Origin of the sequence: Janthinobacterium breve, assembly GCF_051380895.1 — a bacterium.
Classification (GTDB): domain Bacteria; phylum Pseudomonadota; class Gammaproteobacteria; order Burkholderiales; family Burkholderiaceae_D; genus Janthinobacterium.
This window is the reverse complement of record NZ_JBNYXY010000012.1, coordinates 64,277-77,737: the sequence shown is the minus strand read 5'-3', so window position 1 is coordinate 77,737 and position 13,461 is coordinate 64,277. Positions and strand designations below refer to the sequence as shown.

Annotated in this window: 14 protein-coding genes; 10 read left to right on the top strand and 4 right to left on the bottom strand. The window is 62.5% G+C overall.

The features are described from left to right. Positions 1-2 precede the first annotated feature (2 nt). The 7 genes from mshL to ACQ4W0_RS23805 all read left to right on the top strand — a co-directional run bounded on the left by mshL (position 3) and on the right by ACQ4W0_RS23805 (position 7,014). On the top strand, positions 3-1,781 hold the full coding sequence (gene mshL, locus ACQ4W0_RS23835; RefSeq protein WP_436579175.1) for a pilus (MSHA type) biogenesis protein MshL: 1,779 nt from the start codon (positions 3-5) through the stop codon (positions 1,779-1,781). Then, positions 1,782-2,678: an ExeA family protein gene (locus ACQ4W0_RS23830; protein ID WP_436579005.1), complete on the top strand. Its 897-nt coding sequence runs from the start codon at positions 1,782-1,784 to the stop codon at positions 2,676-2,678. It abuts the gene before it with no gap. 17 nt (positions 2,679-2,695) lie between these two features. Then, positions 2,696-3,766, top strand: a complete 1,071-nt coding sequence (locus ACQ4W0_RS23825; protein WP_436579004.1) for a tetratricopeptide repeat protein — start codon at positions 2,696-2,698, stop codon at positions 3,764-3,766. A gap of 103 nt (positions 3,767-3,869) precedes the next feature. Beyond that, positions 3,870-4,487: a hypothetical protein gene (locus ACQ4W0_RS23820; protein WP_436579003.1), complete on the top strand. Its 618-nt coding sequence runs from the start codon at positions 3,870-3,872 to the stop codon at positions 4,485-4,487. A gap of 11 nt (positions 4,488-4,498) precedes the next feature. Beyond that, positions 4,499-5,401, top strand: a complete 903-nt coding sequence (locus ACQ4W0_RS23815; RefSeq protein ID WP_436579002.1) for an alpha/beta hydrolase — start codon at positions 4,499-4,501, stop codon at positions 5,399-5,401. Positions 5,402-5,653: 252 nt separating this feature from the next. Further along, a complete protein-coding gene (locus ACQ4W0_RS23810) occupies positions 5,654-6,316 on the top strand; it encodes a DUF2625 family protein (RefSeq protein WP_436579001.1) in 663 nt (220 codons plus the stop codon). Positions 6,317-6,555: 239 nt separating this feature from the next. Next, positions 6,556-7,014, top strand: coding sequence for a nuclear transport factor 2 family protein (locus ACQ4W0_RS23805; RefSeq protein WP_436579000.1), 459 nt, complete (start codon positions 6,556-6,558; stop codon positions 7,012-7,014). Positions 7,015-7,066: 52 nt separating this feature from the next. On the opposite strand, the gene ACQ4W0_RS23800 is transcribed toward ACQ4W0_RS23805, so the two are convergent. The 3 genes from ACQ4W0_RS23800 to ACQ4W0_RS23790 all read right to left on the bottom strand — a co-directional run bounded on the left by ACQ4W0_RS23800 (position 7,067) and on the right by ACQ4W0_RS23790 (position 9,914). After that, on the bottom strand, positions 7,067-8,170 hold the full coding sequence (locus tag ACQ4W0_RS23800; RefSeq protein WP_436578999.1) for an HD-GYP domain-containing protein: 1,104 nt from the start codon (positions 8,168-8,170) through the stop codon (positions 7,067-7,069). 47 nt (positions 8,171-8,217) lie between these two features. Then, positions 8,218-9,396, bottom strand: a complete 1,179-nt coding sequence (locus ACQ4W0_RS23795; protein ID WP_436578998.1) for a pyridoxal phosphate-dependent aminotransferase — start codon at positions 9,394-9,396, stop codon at positions 8,218-8,220. Positions 9,397-9,479: 83 nt separating this feature from the next. Continuing rightward, a complete protein-coding gene (locus tag ACQ4W0_RS23790; protein ID WP_436578997.1) occupies positions 9,480-9,914 on the bottom strand; it encodes a putative toxin-antitoxin system toxin component, PIN family in 435 nt (144 codons plus the stop codon). Positions 9,915-9,944: 30 nt separating this feature from the next. Between ACQ4W0_RS23790 and yaaA the strand changes: the two genes are divergently transcribed. Continuing rightward, positions 9,945-10,715 (top strand): peroxide stress protein YaaA, encoded by a 771-nt coding sequence (gene yaaA / locus ACQ4W0_RS23785; protein WP_436578996.1) that lies wholly within the window; start codon positions 9,945-9,947, stop codon positions 10,713-10,715. 37 nt (positions 10,716-10,752) lie between these two features. Here yaaA and ACQ4W0_RS23780 read toward each other — a convergent pair whose 3' ends face one another. Then, complete coding sequence (locus ACQ4W0_RS23780) at positions 10,753-11,556, bottom strand: outer membrane protein assembly factor BamD (protein ID WP_436578995.1); 804 nt, start codon at positions 11,554-11,556, stop codon at positions 10,753-10,755. An 89-nt stretch (positions 11,557-11,645) separates the two neighbouring features. Here ACQ4W0_RS23780 and ACQ4W0_RS23775 point away from each other — a divergent pair, with 89 nt between their 5' ends. After that, entirely contained in the window at positions 11,646-12,671 is a 1,026-nt protein-coding gene (locus ACQ4W0_RS23775) for an RluA family pseudouridine synthase (RefSeq protein ID WP_436578994.1), read from the top strand. Beyond that, positions 12,671-13,456 carry a peptidoglycan editing factor PgeF gene (pgeF, locus tag ACQ4W0_RS23770; RefSeq protein WP_436578993.1) on the top strand — a complete coding sequence of 262 codons (786 nt, stop codon included), beginning with the start codon at positions 12,671-12,673 and terminating at the stop codon, positions 13,454-13,456. Before ACQ4W0_RS23775 ends, pgeF begins: the two co-directional genes overlap by 1 nt. The last annotated feature ends 5 nt before the right edge of the window (positions 13,457-13,461 follow it).

Genomic DNA, 13,461 nt, shown 5'->3' with positions numbered 1-13,461 from the left:
GAATGCGGAAGATACTTGAAATAAGCAAGCGGGCAAGTGTCCTGGGACTTGCTGCGGGTTTGTGCGCCTGCAACGTCGCGCCTGTGAAGCGCGACACCTACAATGCGATCAAGGAGCAGGTGGCAGGCGCAGTGGCCACCACCAGCCCGGCGGCGCAGTCGGCAGCGGTGGAAAACGCGCTGCTGCCGTCGGCGTCCGCGCTGGCCGCGCAGTTGCCCAAGGCGCGCGGCGTGCTGGACGAACGATTCAATGTCGCGTTCAACAATGTTCCGGCACGCCAGTTCTTTCACTCGCTCGTCAACGGCACGCGCTACAACATGCTCGTGCATCCGGATGTGCAGGGCAGCATTTCCGCCAACTTGAAAGATGTGACCCTGTTCGAGGCGCTCGACGCCGTGCGCGAGATGTATGGCTATGATTACAAGGTCGATGGCACGCGCATTTCGATTCGGCCCCTCACCATGCAAACCCGCATGTTCCAGGTCAATTACCTGACGGGCAACCGCAAGGGTACGTCGAATTTGCGCGTGTCCTCGACGTCGGTGTCGACTGCAGGCACCAGCAACAGCGGCCAGAGCGGGGGCACCAACGGCCAGCAGTCGCAGCAGAACCAGCCGCAGCAGCCCGGCAGCCAGGTGCAGCAGGATAGTTCCAACCTGAGCACCACGTCGGACAGCAATTTCTGGGCAGAATTGAAAGAATCGCTGGGCGCCATCATCGGCGGCACGGGCGATGGCCGCAAGGTGGTGATCAGCCCGCAGTCGGGCGTCGTCGTCGTGCGCGGCATGCCCGAGGAATTGCGCGCCGTCGACCTGTACCTGAAGGCGACGCAGCTGTCGGTGGATCGCCAGGTGATCCTGGAAGCCAAGATTCTCGAAGTGGAATTGAACGACAATTTCCAGACCGGCATCAACTGGGCCTCGTTTGCCTCCATCAAGAGCGGTCACACGAACCGCATCTCGACGGGCTTCATCCAGCCGGGCGGCACCCTGGCGCCGCTGCCGTTCAACGGCGGCCAGCCGCCGAACATGACGAATGGCAACGGTCTGACGGCCAGCAGCGGTTTTGGCCTCAGTTCGGCGGCCACGGCGGCCGGCTCGATGTTCGGCCTGGCCTTCCAGACCGCCAACTTTGCCGCCATGATTACCTTCCTGGAATCGCAAGGCGCCGTGCACGTGCTGTCGAGCCCGCGCATCGCCACCATGAACAACCAGAAGGCCGTGCTGAAGATAGGCACGGACGAATTCTTCGTCACCGGCGTGAGTACCACCGTGACGTCGACCGGCACCACGGGCGGCACCACCTCCAGCCCGAACGTCACCCTGCAGCCATTCTTTTCCGGCGTGGTGCTCGACGTGACGCCGCAGATCGATGACCAGGGCAATATCATCCTGCACGTGCATCCGTCCGTCAGCCAGGTCACCACCGTCAGCAAGGAAATCGACCTGGGCAGTGCCGGTTCGCTGAAATTGCCGCTGGCCGCTTCCAGCACCTCGGAAATGGACAGCATGGTGCGCAGCCAGGATGGACGCATCGTCGCCATCGGTGGCCTGATGCGCCAGGCTACCACCTCGGACCGCTCGCAAGTGCCGGGCGCGGGCGATATTCCCGTGCTGGGCGCGCTGTTCCGCAACACGGGGCAAGTGATCCAGAAGCGCGAGCTGGTGGTGCTGATCAAGCCCACCATCGTCGAGGGCGCCAACAGCTGGAACGAGGATTTGCTCGATTCGGGCAAGCGCATCGAGGCGCTCGACCCGCGCCGTCCTTCGGAGCGGCGCTAAATGTACCAGGCCCATTTCGGCTTGCGCGAGGCGCCGTTCGGCCTCACGCCCGATACCAGTTTCTTCTTCAACGGCCCGCAGTCGCAAAAGGCGCTCAATACCTTGCTGGTGGCGGCGCGCAATGGCGAGGGCTTCATCAAGATCACTGGCGAAGTGGGCACTGGCAAGACTTTTCTTTGCCGCAAGTTCATGCAATCGCTGGGGCCGGACTTCGTCACGGCCTACATCCCGAATCCGAACTTGCCGCCCCGTTCGCTGATCCTGGCCCTGGCCGATGAACTCGATGTGTTGCTGGAGAAAGATGCTGACCAGCATCAGCTGCTCAAGTCGCTCAACTTGCGCTTGCTCAACCTGGCGGCGCAGGGCAAGCGCGTGCTGCTGTGCCTGGATGAAGCGCAGGCGATTCCCGTCGACAGCCTGGAAGCGCTGCGCCTGCTGACGAACCTGGAAACGGAAAAGCGCAAGCTGTTGCAAATCGTGCTGTTCGGCCAGCCCGAGCTGGACGTCAAGCTGGCGCTGCCGGAAATTCGCCAGCTGGCGCAGCGCATCACCTTTCACTATCACCTGGGACCTTTGTCGCGCGATGACGTGGATTTTTATGTGGCGCACCGCCTGCGCGTGGCCGGTTTCGACGGCGCGCGCCTATTCAGTCGTGGCGGCGTGAGCAAGCTGTACAAGGCTTCCGGCGGCATCCCGCGCCTGATCAACATCATGGCGCACAAGGCGCTGATGGTGGCGTACGGCGAAGGGCGGCAGCAGGTCAGCGGGCGCCACGTGGCGCTGGCCGCCAGCGATACCCTGGCCAGCAAGCCGCGCTTTTGGCGATGGCCGTGGCTGGCCGGCGCCGGCGTGCTGGCCGCCGCCTGCGGCGTGAGCTGGACTTTATTGAACCGATGACGAAGATGAGCCTGTAGATGAGCCTGATTAACAAGATGTTGCAAGACCTCGATGCGCGCGGCACCCCCGATGGGCGCGGCGACGCGGCCGGCATCCGCTCCGTGCCCGAACGCGAGCGGGGCGTTTCGCGCGCGCTGGTCTTCGGCGGCGCGGCCGGCCTGACGGCGGCGGCCATCGCCCTGGGCTGGGTGTACTGGAAGCGCCCGCCCGTGCCACCCGTGCTGGTCAGCGTGGCCACCACGCCGGTGGCAGCGTCCTTACTTGCCCCGGTATCGGCGCCTGTCCCCGTTGCGCCCGTACCTGCGCCGGTGGTAGCCGTCCCGGTGGCGCCCGTCGTGGCGGCGAAATCCGAGCCCGTGTTCCAGGCCGAGGAGACTGTCGCGCCAGCCAAGGCGCTGCGCCGCATCACGGAAAAAGCCGCCAGGCCCGCCGCCGCGCCCATGCTGAAGACGGCCGCACCCGCCGCCAGCGAGCGCATCCTTGATGGAAAACAAGTCACGCCCCAGCAGCGCGTGGAGAATGAATACCGGCGCGCGCTGGCCCAGTTGCAAGATGGCCGCGTCTCCGACGCCATGCTGGCCTTGCAGCAGACCCTGCAGCTCGACCCGCGCCACCAGGGCGCGCGCGAAACCCTGGTGCGCCTGTTGCTCGAAGCGCAGCGCCCCGACGAGGCAGCTCGCCAGTTGCAGCTGAGCCTGGCGCTGGACCCGAAACAGCCGGCGCAGGCGATGATGCTGGCCCGTTTGCAGCTGGACAAGACTAACGGCGGCCCGGCTGCCCTCGATACCCTCATGCGCAGCTTGCCGTACGCCACCGATAACGGTGAATACCGCGCCTTCCTGGCCGGCGTGCTGCAGCGCGAGCAGCGCTATGGCGAAGCGGCCGAGCACTACCAGCTGGCGCTGCAGACGGCGCCCGACAACAGCGTCTGGTGGATGGGTCTGGGGATAGCATTACAAGCCGACAACCACCCGGCCCAGGCGCGCCAGGCGTTCGAGCGGGCCAAGGGCTTGCAAACCCTGTCGCCCCCGCTGCAGGCGTTTGTCGAGCGCAAGCTGGTGCAGTTGACGACGGCGAGCGCCAAATAAGCGCTGGCCCGGCGCACCACTTTCACCTCCGCCGCAAGCGACATCGCAGGCGCGGGGATGGACTTGTACTACATGGACTGAAGCGGAAGATCCCGCAAACAAGATGACCACTGCCTGGAAATTCCCTGATGCCCCCAATACTGCCTGCTTCACGACCACCGAGGTATTGAACGGTGCCCCCGTCGTGCATGTGTCCCATGATTACGAAGGGGATTGGCAATTTCACGGCGCGCCAGACGCAACGGCATCTGGCTCTGCCAAGGTCGTCAGTCTGGCATACATGATAGGCAGCAATGATTTGCTGGCGCACCTGCATGACTTGCCCTATGGCTGGAGCGCGCAATGGAATGCCGGCGCGGGAAACTGGGAGCGTTTCAAGGACCATCCTTTTCCCTCGTTTGCCGAGCAAGGCTATTACCTGGAAGACGCCATCTGGCTTTCCCGGTATTTGACAGATATCCAGCCTCCGTCCGCGGAAGTGCGCGAGCAACTGGCCATCGGTTCGTACGTGAAACTGGTTTTTCGCTTCGCCGCCGAAGACGCTGCGCGCGCGGATGGCCAGTGTGAAAGAATGTGGGTACTAGTGACCGGCATCGATGAAGAGGAAGGCTGGTACACCGGCACCATCGAGAACGCTCCGCAGCATCCGGCGGCCAGATATGGCGACCTTGTCGCGTTTCATCCCCTGCATGTGGCAGACCTTGCTCCTCAACAGACATGAAAGAAGCCCATTTGAAACCTCTTGGCCTGCTCATTGCGTTCTGCTGTTTGTGCAACAGCGCATTGGCCGCACCCGCCAGCGTGCCTGCCAGCTACGTTCTTGACAATACGGAAGTGCGCGACATCCGTGCACAAGTCCTGAAACGGGACTATCAGCTGTATGTCGCCTTGCCCGATTCCTATCGGCAGGGAAACAAGCGCTATCCGGTGCTGTTCGTCGTGGACGCCAATTATTCGTTCGCCATCGTGCGCAATATCGCGCAGCGCCTGAACAAGCATGCGGGGATGGAAGAAGTGGTGGTGGTGGGGCTGTCATATGCGAATGGCGATGGCGGGGTGTACAGCCGCCGCCGCGACTACACGCCCACCACGCCGCGCAAGCATGACTACCGCTCGGACATGCCGGGGCGGCAGCCCGCGTTCGGCGAAGCGAAGGCGTATGGTCAGTTCGTCTCGGACGAAGTATTTCCCTTCATCGCACAGCATTACCGCGTCAACATGCAGCGCAAGGTGTTTATCGGCCACTCCTACGGCAGCCTGCTGGGCCTGCAATTCCTGCTCACCGAACCGCGCACCTTCGAGCATTACATCCTCGGCAGTCCGTCGCTGTGGTACGACGCCGGTGTCATGTTCGACCGCGAACAGGCGTATGCCGCCAGCCACAAGGATTTGCCGGCGTCCGTGTTCTTCGGCATCGGCGGCCTGGAAAAGCTGGCGTCAGGCAAGAAGCGTTCGCGTTCGGAGGAAGAGGCCGACATGCTGGCCGACGTGCGCGAGTTCGACGGGAAGTTGAAATCGCGCAAGTTCCCCGGCTTGAAAACCCGCCTGCGCGTCTTCGAGGATGAAGATCACGCGAGCGTGTTTCCTTTTGTGCTGACGCATGGACTGCGGGCGTATTTGACGTCCGCAAAATGAATGGCGCTCAGGGGCGCATCAATGCCGCGATGTCGGACGGCGCCATCAACTCAGCTTTCCGTGGCGAATGGCAGGCGTGCGGGCGTGCAGGGGGAGGCTGTGTAAAATTTGCGGAGCGTTCAGATTTCTTCATTGATACTGGATCGCGCCCAGGGCGAGCAGCTGGAATGGCTGGCGGTACCCGCCAGACAGTGCCAGCTTCGTCATGCACTCTCCGACCGCCGGAAGCGGTCATCGATAAGGTCAGGTGACATGCGTACATTGAATGAATTATTGGATAGTGAAGACCCGGCGTTTCCGCTGATCAGGCAATGGGCCAGCGAGGCCGACATACCGGTGGAATTGCTGCCTCCCTCGGCCGGCAGGGAAGATGTTCTGCTGAGCCTGCAGGTCACCACGCGTTCCCCCCTCGGCGCGATAGCCTATGAAACCGGGGGCATCCTGGTGGATGACGGCTGGCTCCGGATATTGGGGTCTGGCCATTGCAAGCTGGGCCGGAACATTGCTACGTGGAACGAAGGAAAGGCCGAGGGTTTCCTGTTGGTGGCCGATGACGTGCTCGGCGGCTTTTTTGCCATCAATGGCGGCGCACTCGGAGCCGACCAGGGCAATATGTATTACCTTGCCCCCGAGACACTGGAGTGGGAAGGGCTGGAGATCGGCTTCACGACGTTTGTCGAATGGTCCTTTACAAGCCAGTTGCGGCAGTTTTACGGCCGGCAGCCTGGCGATGCGGATGGCTTTGAGGAATTGCCCTTGTCCAGCGAGCTATGCCTGAATTTTTATCCATTTCTGTGGACGCAAGAAGGTTCCCTCAAGACCAGTTCGCGGCGCGCCATTCCGGTGGCAGATCAGTGGGCGCTCAATCTTGATCTGAAACAGAAGTTGCTGGATGCTTCTGTGAGCGCGAGCTGAGGCATGGCTTGCTGAGCATCCCGACGCGGCAATGGCAAGCGCGCAATCGATCCGGCGAAATTGCGTTTCAATCCCTCAATCATGCGGTTTGTCGCAATGGCAGGTGTCAGAAAATGGCAATGGGATAGCATACAGTGGGTATCCTCGTGATGAGCTTGCCCGCAAGCGAGTGTCCGATACTGGCGGTGCCGCAGTCATCAACGGATGCTTCTCAATGACCTCGACCAGGATGAATACGCATGAAATTGACGCTTCCACATGTTCTTTCCACCTGCCTGCTCGGCGCTGTCGGCGCGATCGCTAGCGCGAACGCGGCTTCCGGCGATGCCGAACTGGTGGCGTTGGTGCAGCGCCATGCGCAGGCGCAGAATAACTTTGATCAAGTTGCCTTGAAAGCCACCACGGCCGAGAATTATGTGGAAATATCGCCGGTCGGCGAGGTGGACGGGCGTGAAAAAATGCTCTCCTTCTATGCGCCCGAGCAGAAGCGGCCGAGTCCCCAACTCCAGGTCGACGAACCAGTGGTGCGTCTCTTCGGCGATACGGCGCTCATCTCGGCACGGCTGTCCTACCGTGTCAGTCAGGAAGCGGCTGCCCGCACCTTCGCCATGCGCGCCAGGTATGTCGCTCGGCTTGTCGACAAGCAATGGCTACTGGTCAGCGCACAGTACACTGGCATCCGTCCGCCGAAACCGTGAATTGACACTTTTCCGGCTGGTTGGGGCTGGCGCCCGGCGTTGCTCAGGCAGGCTACAGCCGCGCCTCATCGCCCCACACATGCCGCATGCTGAAATGCAAGCCGGCATCGTCTTCATGCAGCGATGAAACAATGGCAAAGCGGCTGTCGGCAGTGTCGCGCGGGGCGAGCTGCATCAGCTCGGCGGCGGCCAGCGGCGCGCCCAGCGCGTCGCTGAGCGGATGCACGTGGGCGGCGCCCCGTTGCGTGACGACGCCCAGTTCGCCGCTGCGCAGGCGCACCAGGGTGCCGGGTGGGTATTTGCCCAGCAGCTTGACGAACTGTTCTCCCAGCAGCGGGTCGATGGGCACGCCCTGGTCGAGGAAAATGTGCTGCAATGCCTGGTCGGGCACGATGGAACGGCGGTAGTTGCGCGCCGAGACGCGGGCGCAATAGCGGTCGGCCAGGCCGATCAGCTTGGCGTTTTGCAGGATTTCATCGGCCGTGCGGCCCTGAGGGTAGCCGCTGCCGTCGTCGTTTTCATGGTGCAAGAGCACGCAACTGAGCCATTCCTCGTCGTCGACGCCGGCACAGCGCAGCAGTTCCGTGCTCTCCTGCGGATGCTGGCGCACGATGCGCATTTCGTCGTCATTCAGGGGGCCGCGCCGGTCCTGGAAACTGTCGTGGTGGCGCAGCATGCCCACATTCATCGTCAGCGCGGCCGCACCGATCAGCAATAGCTCATCGTTGGGCTTGTGCATGCTGCGGCCCACGAGCATGGCCAGCAAGGCTGTTTCGATGCAGTGGCGCACGGCATAGCTCCCGGCGATCTGGTTCAGCAGGATGCTGGCAAGGGCGATGTCGGCATCGTGTTCAAGTGCGCGCAGCAGCTCGCGGGCGATGTCGCGCACGTCGCGCTCGGCATTGCTTTCGCTGCGCAAGTCCAGCAGCAAGCGCTGCAGGCGCTGCGCCGCCTCGTTCAGCAGGCGCAAGACGGACGGCTGCTCGGGCGTGCCCACGTACAGGCCCAGCTGCATTAGCCGCCCCAGCTGCGCGCCGTCCGTGATGATCTGCCCCTTGCGCAGTTGCGGGCCGGCACTATGGTCAGCCAGAAACAAATCCCAGGGCAGGGGTTCGCCGGGAACCAGGTCGGCCGGGCCGATGCGACGCTGTACCATGCTGTCATCCTTTGCGCCGCCGTGGCGGAGCCGTGCTCAGTGCTCGATTATATGCTGCGCAGGCGCTCCAGCGCCAGGCGCAAGGTCTCGTCTTTCTTGGCAAAGCAGAAGCGCACGATGCCTGATTCCTTGCCCTGCGCGTAAAACGCGGACACGGGAATGGCGGCCACCTTGATCTCGGTCGTCAGCCATTCGGCGAACTGGGCTTCGGTCTCTTGCGAAATGGCATCGTAGCGCACGCACTGGAAATACGTGCCGTCGGCCGGCAGCAGGGTAAAGCGGCTGCCCGCCAGGCCGTCGCGGAACAAATCGCGCTTGCGCTGGTAAAACGCGGGCAAGTCCAGGTAGGGCTGCGGGTCCGCCATGTAGCCGGCGATGCCGTGCTGCATCGGTGTGTTGACGGTAAACACGTTGTACTGGTGCACCTTGCGAAACTCCGCCGTCAGGGCTGCTGGCGCTGCCACATAGCCCACTTTCCAGCCCGTCACATGATATGTCTTGCCGAAGCTGGAGACGATAAAGCTGCGCGCCGCCAGTTCCTGGTGGCGGGCGAGCGACTCATGGCGCACGCCGTCGTAGACCATGTGTTCGTACACTTCGTCGGACAGTATCAAAATTTGCGTGCCGCGCACGATGTCGGCCAGCGTCGCTACGTCGGCGGGGCGCAAAATCGTGCCCGTCGGATTGTGCGGCGTGTTGATGATGATCAAGCGCGTCTTGTTGCTGACGGCAGCGGCCAGCTTGTCCCACGGCACGCTGTAACCGGACTCTCCCACTTGCATGGCCACCAGCACGGGCACGCCGCCGGCCAGAGCGATGGCGGGTAAATAGCTGTCGTAGGCCGGTTCGATGACGATGACTTCGTCGCCCGGGTGCACGCAGCACAGGATGGCGGTGGTGAGGGCCTGCGTGGCGCCCGCCGTGACGGTGATTTCCGTGTCCGCATCGTAGGTGTGGCCGTACAGGCTGGCGATCTTCGCGGCAATCGCGCCGCGCAAAGGCGCGGCGCCCGTCATCATCGGATACTGGTTGTGGCCGGCGCGCATGGCGTCGCTGACCAGTTCGACCAGGGCCAAGTCGCAATCGAAGTCGGGAAAGCCCTGCCCCAGGTTGACTGCGCCATGCTGGGCCGCCAGGCTGGACATGCGGGTAAACACGGTGGTGCCCACTAGAGGCAAACGGGTGGTCAGGGTGGGAGTCAGATGGGGCAGGGACGGGCTGTTCATGAACGGTAGGGTCGCGGTGCGGAAAGTGGAATCGTGTCCCATTCTAGCGCAGCGCGCCCCGTTGCGTGCGGGGCTTTGGCAGCTCAGCCTGGCAAGGCCCAGCCTTCCGGCAGCAGGATCTTGAACATGCCGGCCTTGGCCGTCTTGCGTGCCAGTTTCAGCAGCGCCTTGTCTTTGGTGATGAGGATGTCGGCGTTGGCGTCGCGCGCCAGTTCGAGGAATTTCTGGTCATCTTTGTCTGTGCAGACGGGCAGGCGCACGCCGGACACGGGCGGCGCTACGACGCTGATGTGGGCGTCGAAGCGGGCGGCGGCGATAGCGCGGCTGGCTTCGTCGAGCGGCAGATGTTTGTAATGCAATACGATCAAATATTCCGCTCGGCAATCTTCGCGCGTGATGGCGTGCACGGCGCCGCTTTCCATGGCCGCCAGCAGGGGCGCCCAGCGCGGATCGTTGAAGACGAACAGGTCGAGGCAAACGTTGGTGTCGAGGACGAGTTTTTGTGGAGCAGGTATCATGTCGGCAATTCTATTCTGTAGTGATAATTTATGTTGATCGTGCTTTCGCCCGCCAAGAGTCTCGACCTGGAGACGCCGCCAACAACCTCGTTGCACAGCACCCCCGATTTTCTCGACCATTCCGCCCAGCTGATAGAGCGCATGCGCCAGTTCTCGCCTGCCGAAGTGGGCAGCCTGATGGGCATTTCCGACGCCTTGTCGGCCCTGAATGTGGCCCGCTACGCCTCCTGGACGCCCAAGCTGGCCGAAGCGCGCCAGGCCATCATGGCCTTCAATGGCGACGTGTATGCCGGTTTCGAGGCGCGCAGCCTGCAGCCGGCCCAGCTCGACTATGCCCAGTCGCGCGTGCGCATCCTGTCGGGCCTGTACGGCTTGCTGCGCCCGCTGGACCTGATCCACCCGCACCGCCTGGAAATGGGCACGCGCCTGTCGACTACGCGCGGCAAGGATTTGTACGCGTTCTGGGGCGACACCATCACCAATGGCCTGAACCGTACCGCGCAAGAGCAGGGCGCGAAAGTGCTGGTCAATCTTGCTTCCGAAGAGTATTTCAAATCCGTCAAGCCGCGCCAGCTGGACGTGCCCGTCATCGCGCCCGTGTTCGAGGACTGGAAGAACGGCAAGTACAAAATCATTTCGTTCTACGCCAAGCGCGCGCGCGGCATGCTGGCCCGCTATGCGGCCGTCAACGCCATCCGCGAGCCGGAACAGCTGAAACAGTTCGACGTCGATGGTTACGCGTATGTGCCGGAAGCGTCGAATGACACGAGCTGGGTGTTCCGGCGCAAAGTAGCTGAATAAGTAAAAAAACCGGGCTAGCCCGGTTTTTTATTGCAGCTTACTGCCAGAACTTCCACCACTTGCGTTCCTTGTTCACCCCTTCCCGGCTGAGGAATGCCGTGTTCGGGTAGTTCTTGGTCAGCACGCGCAAGGTGTCGTCGCGCAGGTCGGTCAAGCCCAACTTGTCATACGAGCGGTACATGATGAACAGTGCTTCTTCGATGGCGGGCGAAGCGGCAAAGTCACTGACCGTCGTTTGCGCGCGGTTGGCGGCGGCCAGGTAGGCGCCGCGGCGGTAGTAATAACGCGCCACGTGTACTTCGTATTTCGCCATGGCATCGACCAAATAGTTCATGCGGGCCAGCGAATCGGGCGCGTACTTGCTATTTGGAAACTTGTCGACCAGTTGCTTGAAGGCCGCAAACGCTTCGCGCGTGGCTTTCGGATCGCGCTCGGTCGGGTCTTGCTCGTACAGGAAGTTCAGGAAGCTGATCTGGTCGTTAAAGCTGATCAGGCCACGCAAGTAGTACATATAGTCTACATTGGCGTGGTTCGGATGCAACTTGATGAAGCGTTCGACAGCAGCCAGTGCCTGCGCCTGGTCTCCCGCCTTATAATACGCGTAAGCGATCTCCATCTGCGCTTGCAGAGCATAGTTGCCGAAAGGATAGTTAGCCTCCAGCTTCTGGAACAGGCCGATTGCAGCTTCATAGTGCTGCCCGGCCATTTCTTCACGCGCCTCCGAGTATAATTTCGTAACGGACCAGTTTTTGGTCTCGTCCACTTTTTCAGGCAACAAGCTGCAAGCGGACATGCCGAGCAGAACGACTGAAGCGACTACCAACGATAATTTTTTTTGCATGACGTTTTGCAAGAAGGTTTTAACCAAGATTTTACAATAGGCTGATTATAGCCGATGGGAATGCTGTGATATTAACTCCGAAGCCTAATTTGGCTGACTCCGCGTTTGACTCCCTTTCTGACCATGGCACCGAAGATGCGTTTGACGGCGATTTTGCCGCCGACGACGCCTTCGAGATCATGGCCCCGATTACATTGGAACTGACGCCGGACGCCTGCGGCCACCGCCTCGATAAAGTCATTTCCAAGCTGGTGCCGGAATACTCGCGCAGCCGCTTGCAATTGTGGCTGGAAGCCGGTTTCGTGACCGTCGATGGAAAAGTTGCCAAACGCAACATGACCGCCTATGGCGACGAGAAGATCGTCATTCTGCCGCAAAGCGCGCCGGAAGACGAGGCTTTTAAGCCGGAAGCGATGGAATTGAACATCGTGCACGAAGATGAGCATATCATCGTGATCAACAAACCGGCCGGACTGGTCGTGCATCCTGGCCCCGGCAACTGGTCGGGCACACTGCTCAACGGCCTGCTGCACCACTGTCCGCAACTGGCTGGCGTGCCGCGCGCCGGCATCGTGCACCGCCTGGACAAGGATACCAGCGGCCTGATGGTGGTCGGCAAGACCCTGGCCTCGCAAACGGATCTGGTGCGCCAGTTGCAGGCGCGCACCGTCAAGCGCGAATATTTTGCGCTGGTGTGGGGCACGCCGAAAATGGCGGGCACCATCGACGCTTCCATCGCGCGCCACCCGCGCGACCGGGTCAAGATGGCAGTGTCCGAGAATTTCACCGCCAAGCCGGCCATCACGCACTATGAATTGATCGGCAGCGGCGAACTCGATCGCCGTCCCGTGAGCCTGATGCAATGCCGCCTGGAAACGGGCCGCACGCACCAGATTCGCGTGCACATGCAGCACCTGGGGTTTGCGCTGGTCGGTGACTCCGTGTATGGCAAACAGCACCTGGTGTCCGTCTTCTCGCGCCAGGCGCTGCAGGCGCGCCGCCTGGGCCTCGTGCATCCGGGCACCCTGGAAGCGTGCGAATGGATCGTGCCGCTGGCCGATGATTTCGCTGAACTGATCGCCACAGCAGGCATTCCCGAGCCGGAACAGGTCTGATGACGGCACCGTTGCCTTGCCTTATACCCGATTGGCCCGGCCTGCCCGCCAACGTGGGCGCGCTGGCGACCGTGCGCGCGGGCGGCGTCAGCCAAGGACCTTACGGTGACGGGCAGGGCGGCGGTGGCTTGAACCTGGGCACGCACGTAGGCGACGAGCCCGCGCACGTGGCCGCCAACCGCGCGCGGCTGGCGGGCATCTTGCCGTCCGAACCCGCCTGGCTGTCGCAGGTGCATGGCGTGGCCGTGGCGGACGCGGCCAGCCTGCACGGTGGCGTGCCCGATGCCGACGCCAGCGTCGCCACCCAGGTGGGTGCCGTGTGCGTGGTGATGACGGCCGATTGCCTGCCGGTGCTGTTCAGCTCACACGATGGCCGGGTCGTCGCTGCGGCCCATGCGGGCTGGCGCGGCCTGGCCAACGGCGTCTTGCGGCGCACGGTGGAAAACATGCGGGCGCAGGGCGCGACGGATATCCTCGCTTGGCTGGGGCCGGCCATTGGCCCGCAGCAATTCGAAGTGGGACAGGACGTGCTGCAAGCGTTTCGCGACGGCGCACGCGATGCTGCCGAGCGGCAAGTGCTGAGCGGGGCGTTCGCCGCCATCGCTGGCAAGCCGGGCAAGTACCTGGCCGACATTTATGCCCTGGCGCGCACCATGCTGCTGCGCGATGGCGTGGCGCAAGTGGCGGGCGGGGATTACTGCACCGTCAGCGATGCGACGCAGTTTTACTCGTATCGGCGCGATGGCGTCACGGGAAGACAGGCCAGCTTGATCTGGCGCAAATAATCTGC

Excerpts from the sequence above, each read along its gene's own strand:
- ACQ4W0_RS23825 (WP_436579004.1), top strand. The coding sequence starts at position 2,696 with ATGAGCCTGATTAACAAGATGTTGCAAGACCTCGATGCGCGCGGCACC.
- ACQ4W0_RS23790 (WP_436578997.1), bottom strand. The coding sequence starts at position 9,914 with ATGATACCTGCTCCACAAAAACTCGTCCTCGACACCAACGTTTGCCTC.
- ACQ4W0_RS23800 (WP_436578999.1), bottom strand. The coding sequence starts at position 8,170 with ATGGTACAGCGTCGCATCGGCCCGGCCGACCTGGTTCCCGGCGAACCC.
- ACQ4W0_RS23810 (WP_436579001.1), top strand. The coding sequence starts at position 5,654 with ATGCGTACATTGAATGAATTATTGGATAGTGAAGACCCGGCGTTTCCG.
- yaaA (WP_436578996.1), top strand. The coding sequence starts at position 9,945 with ATGTTGATCGTGCTTTCGCCCGCCAAGAGTCTCGACCTGGAGACGCCG.
- ACQ4W0_RS23780 (WP_436578995.1), bottom strand. The coding sequence starts at position 11,556 with ATGCAAAAAAAATTATCGTTGGTAGTCGCTTCAGTCGTTCTGCTCGGC.
- ACQ4W0_RS23820 (WP_436579003.1), top strand. The coding sequence starts at position 3,870 with ATGACCACTGCCTGGAAATTCCCTGATGCCCCCAATACTGCCTGCTTC.
- ACQ4W0_RS23830 (WP_436579005.1), top strand. The coding sequence starts at position 1,782 with ATGTACCAGGCCCATTTCGGCTTGCGCGAGGCGCCGTTCGGCCTCACG.
- mshL (WP_436579175.1), top strand. The coding sequence starts at position 3 with ATGCGGAAGATACTTGAAATAAGCAAGCGGGCAAGTGTCCTGGGACTT.
- ACQ4W0_RS23795 (WP_436578998.1), bottom strand. The coding sequence starts at position 9,396 with ATGAACAGCCCGTCCCTGCCCCATCTGACTCCCACCCTGACCACCCGT.
- pgeF (WP_436578993.1), top strand. The coding sequence starts at position 12,671 with ATGACGGCACCGTTGCCTTGCCTTATACCCGATTGGCCCGGCCTGCCC.
- ACQ4W0_RS23805 (WP_436579000.1), top strand. The coding sequence starts at position 6,556 with ATGAAATTGACGCTTCCACATGTTCTTTCCACCTGCCTGCTCGGCGCT.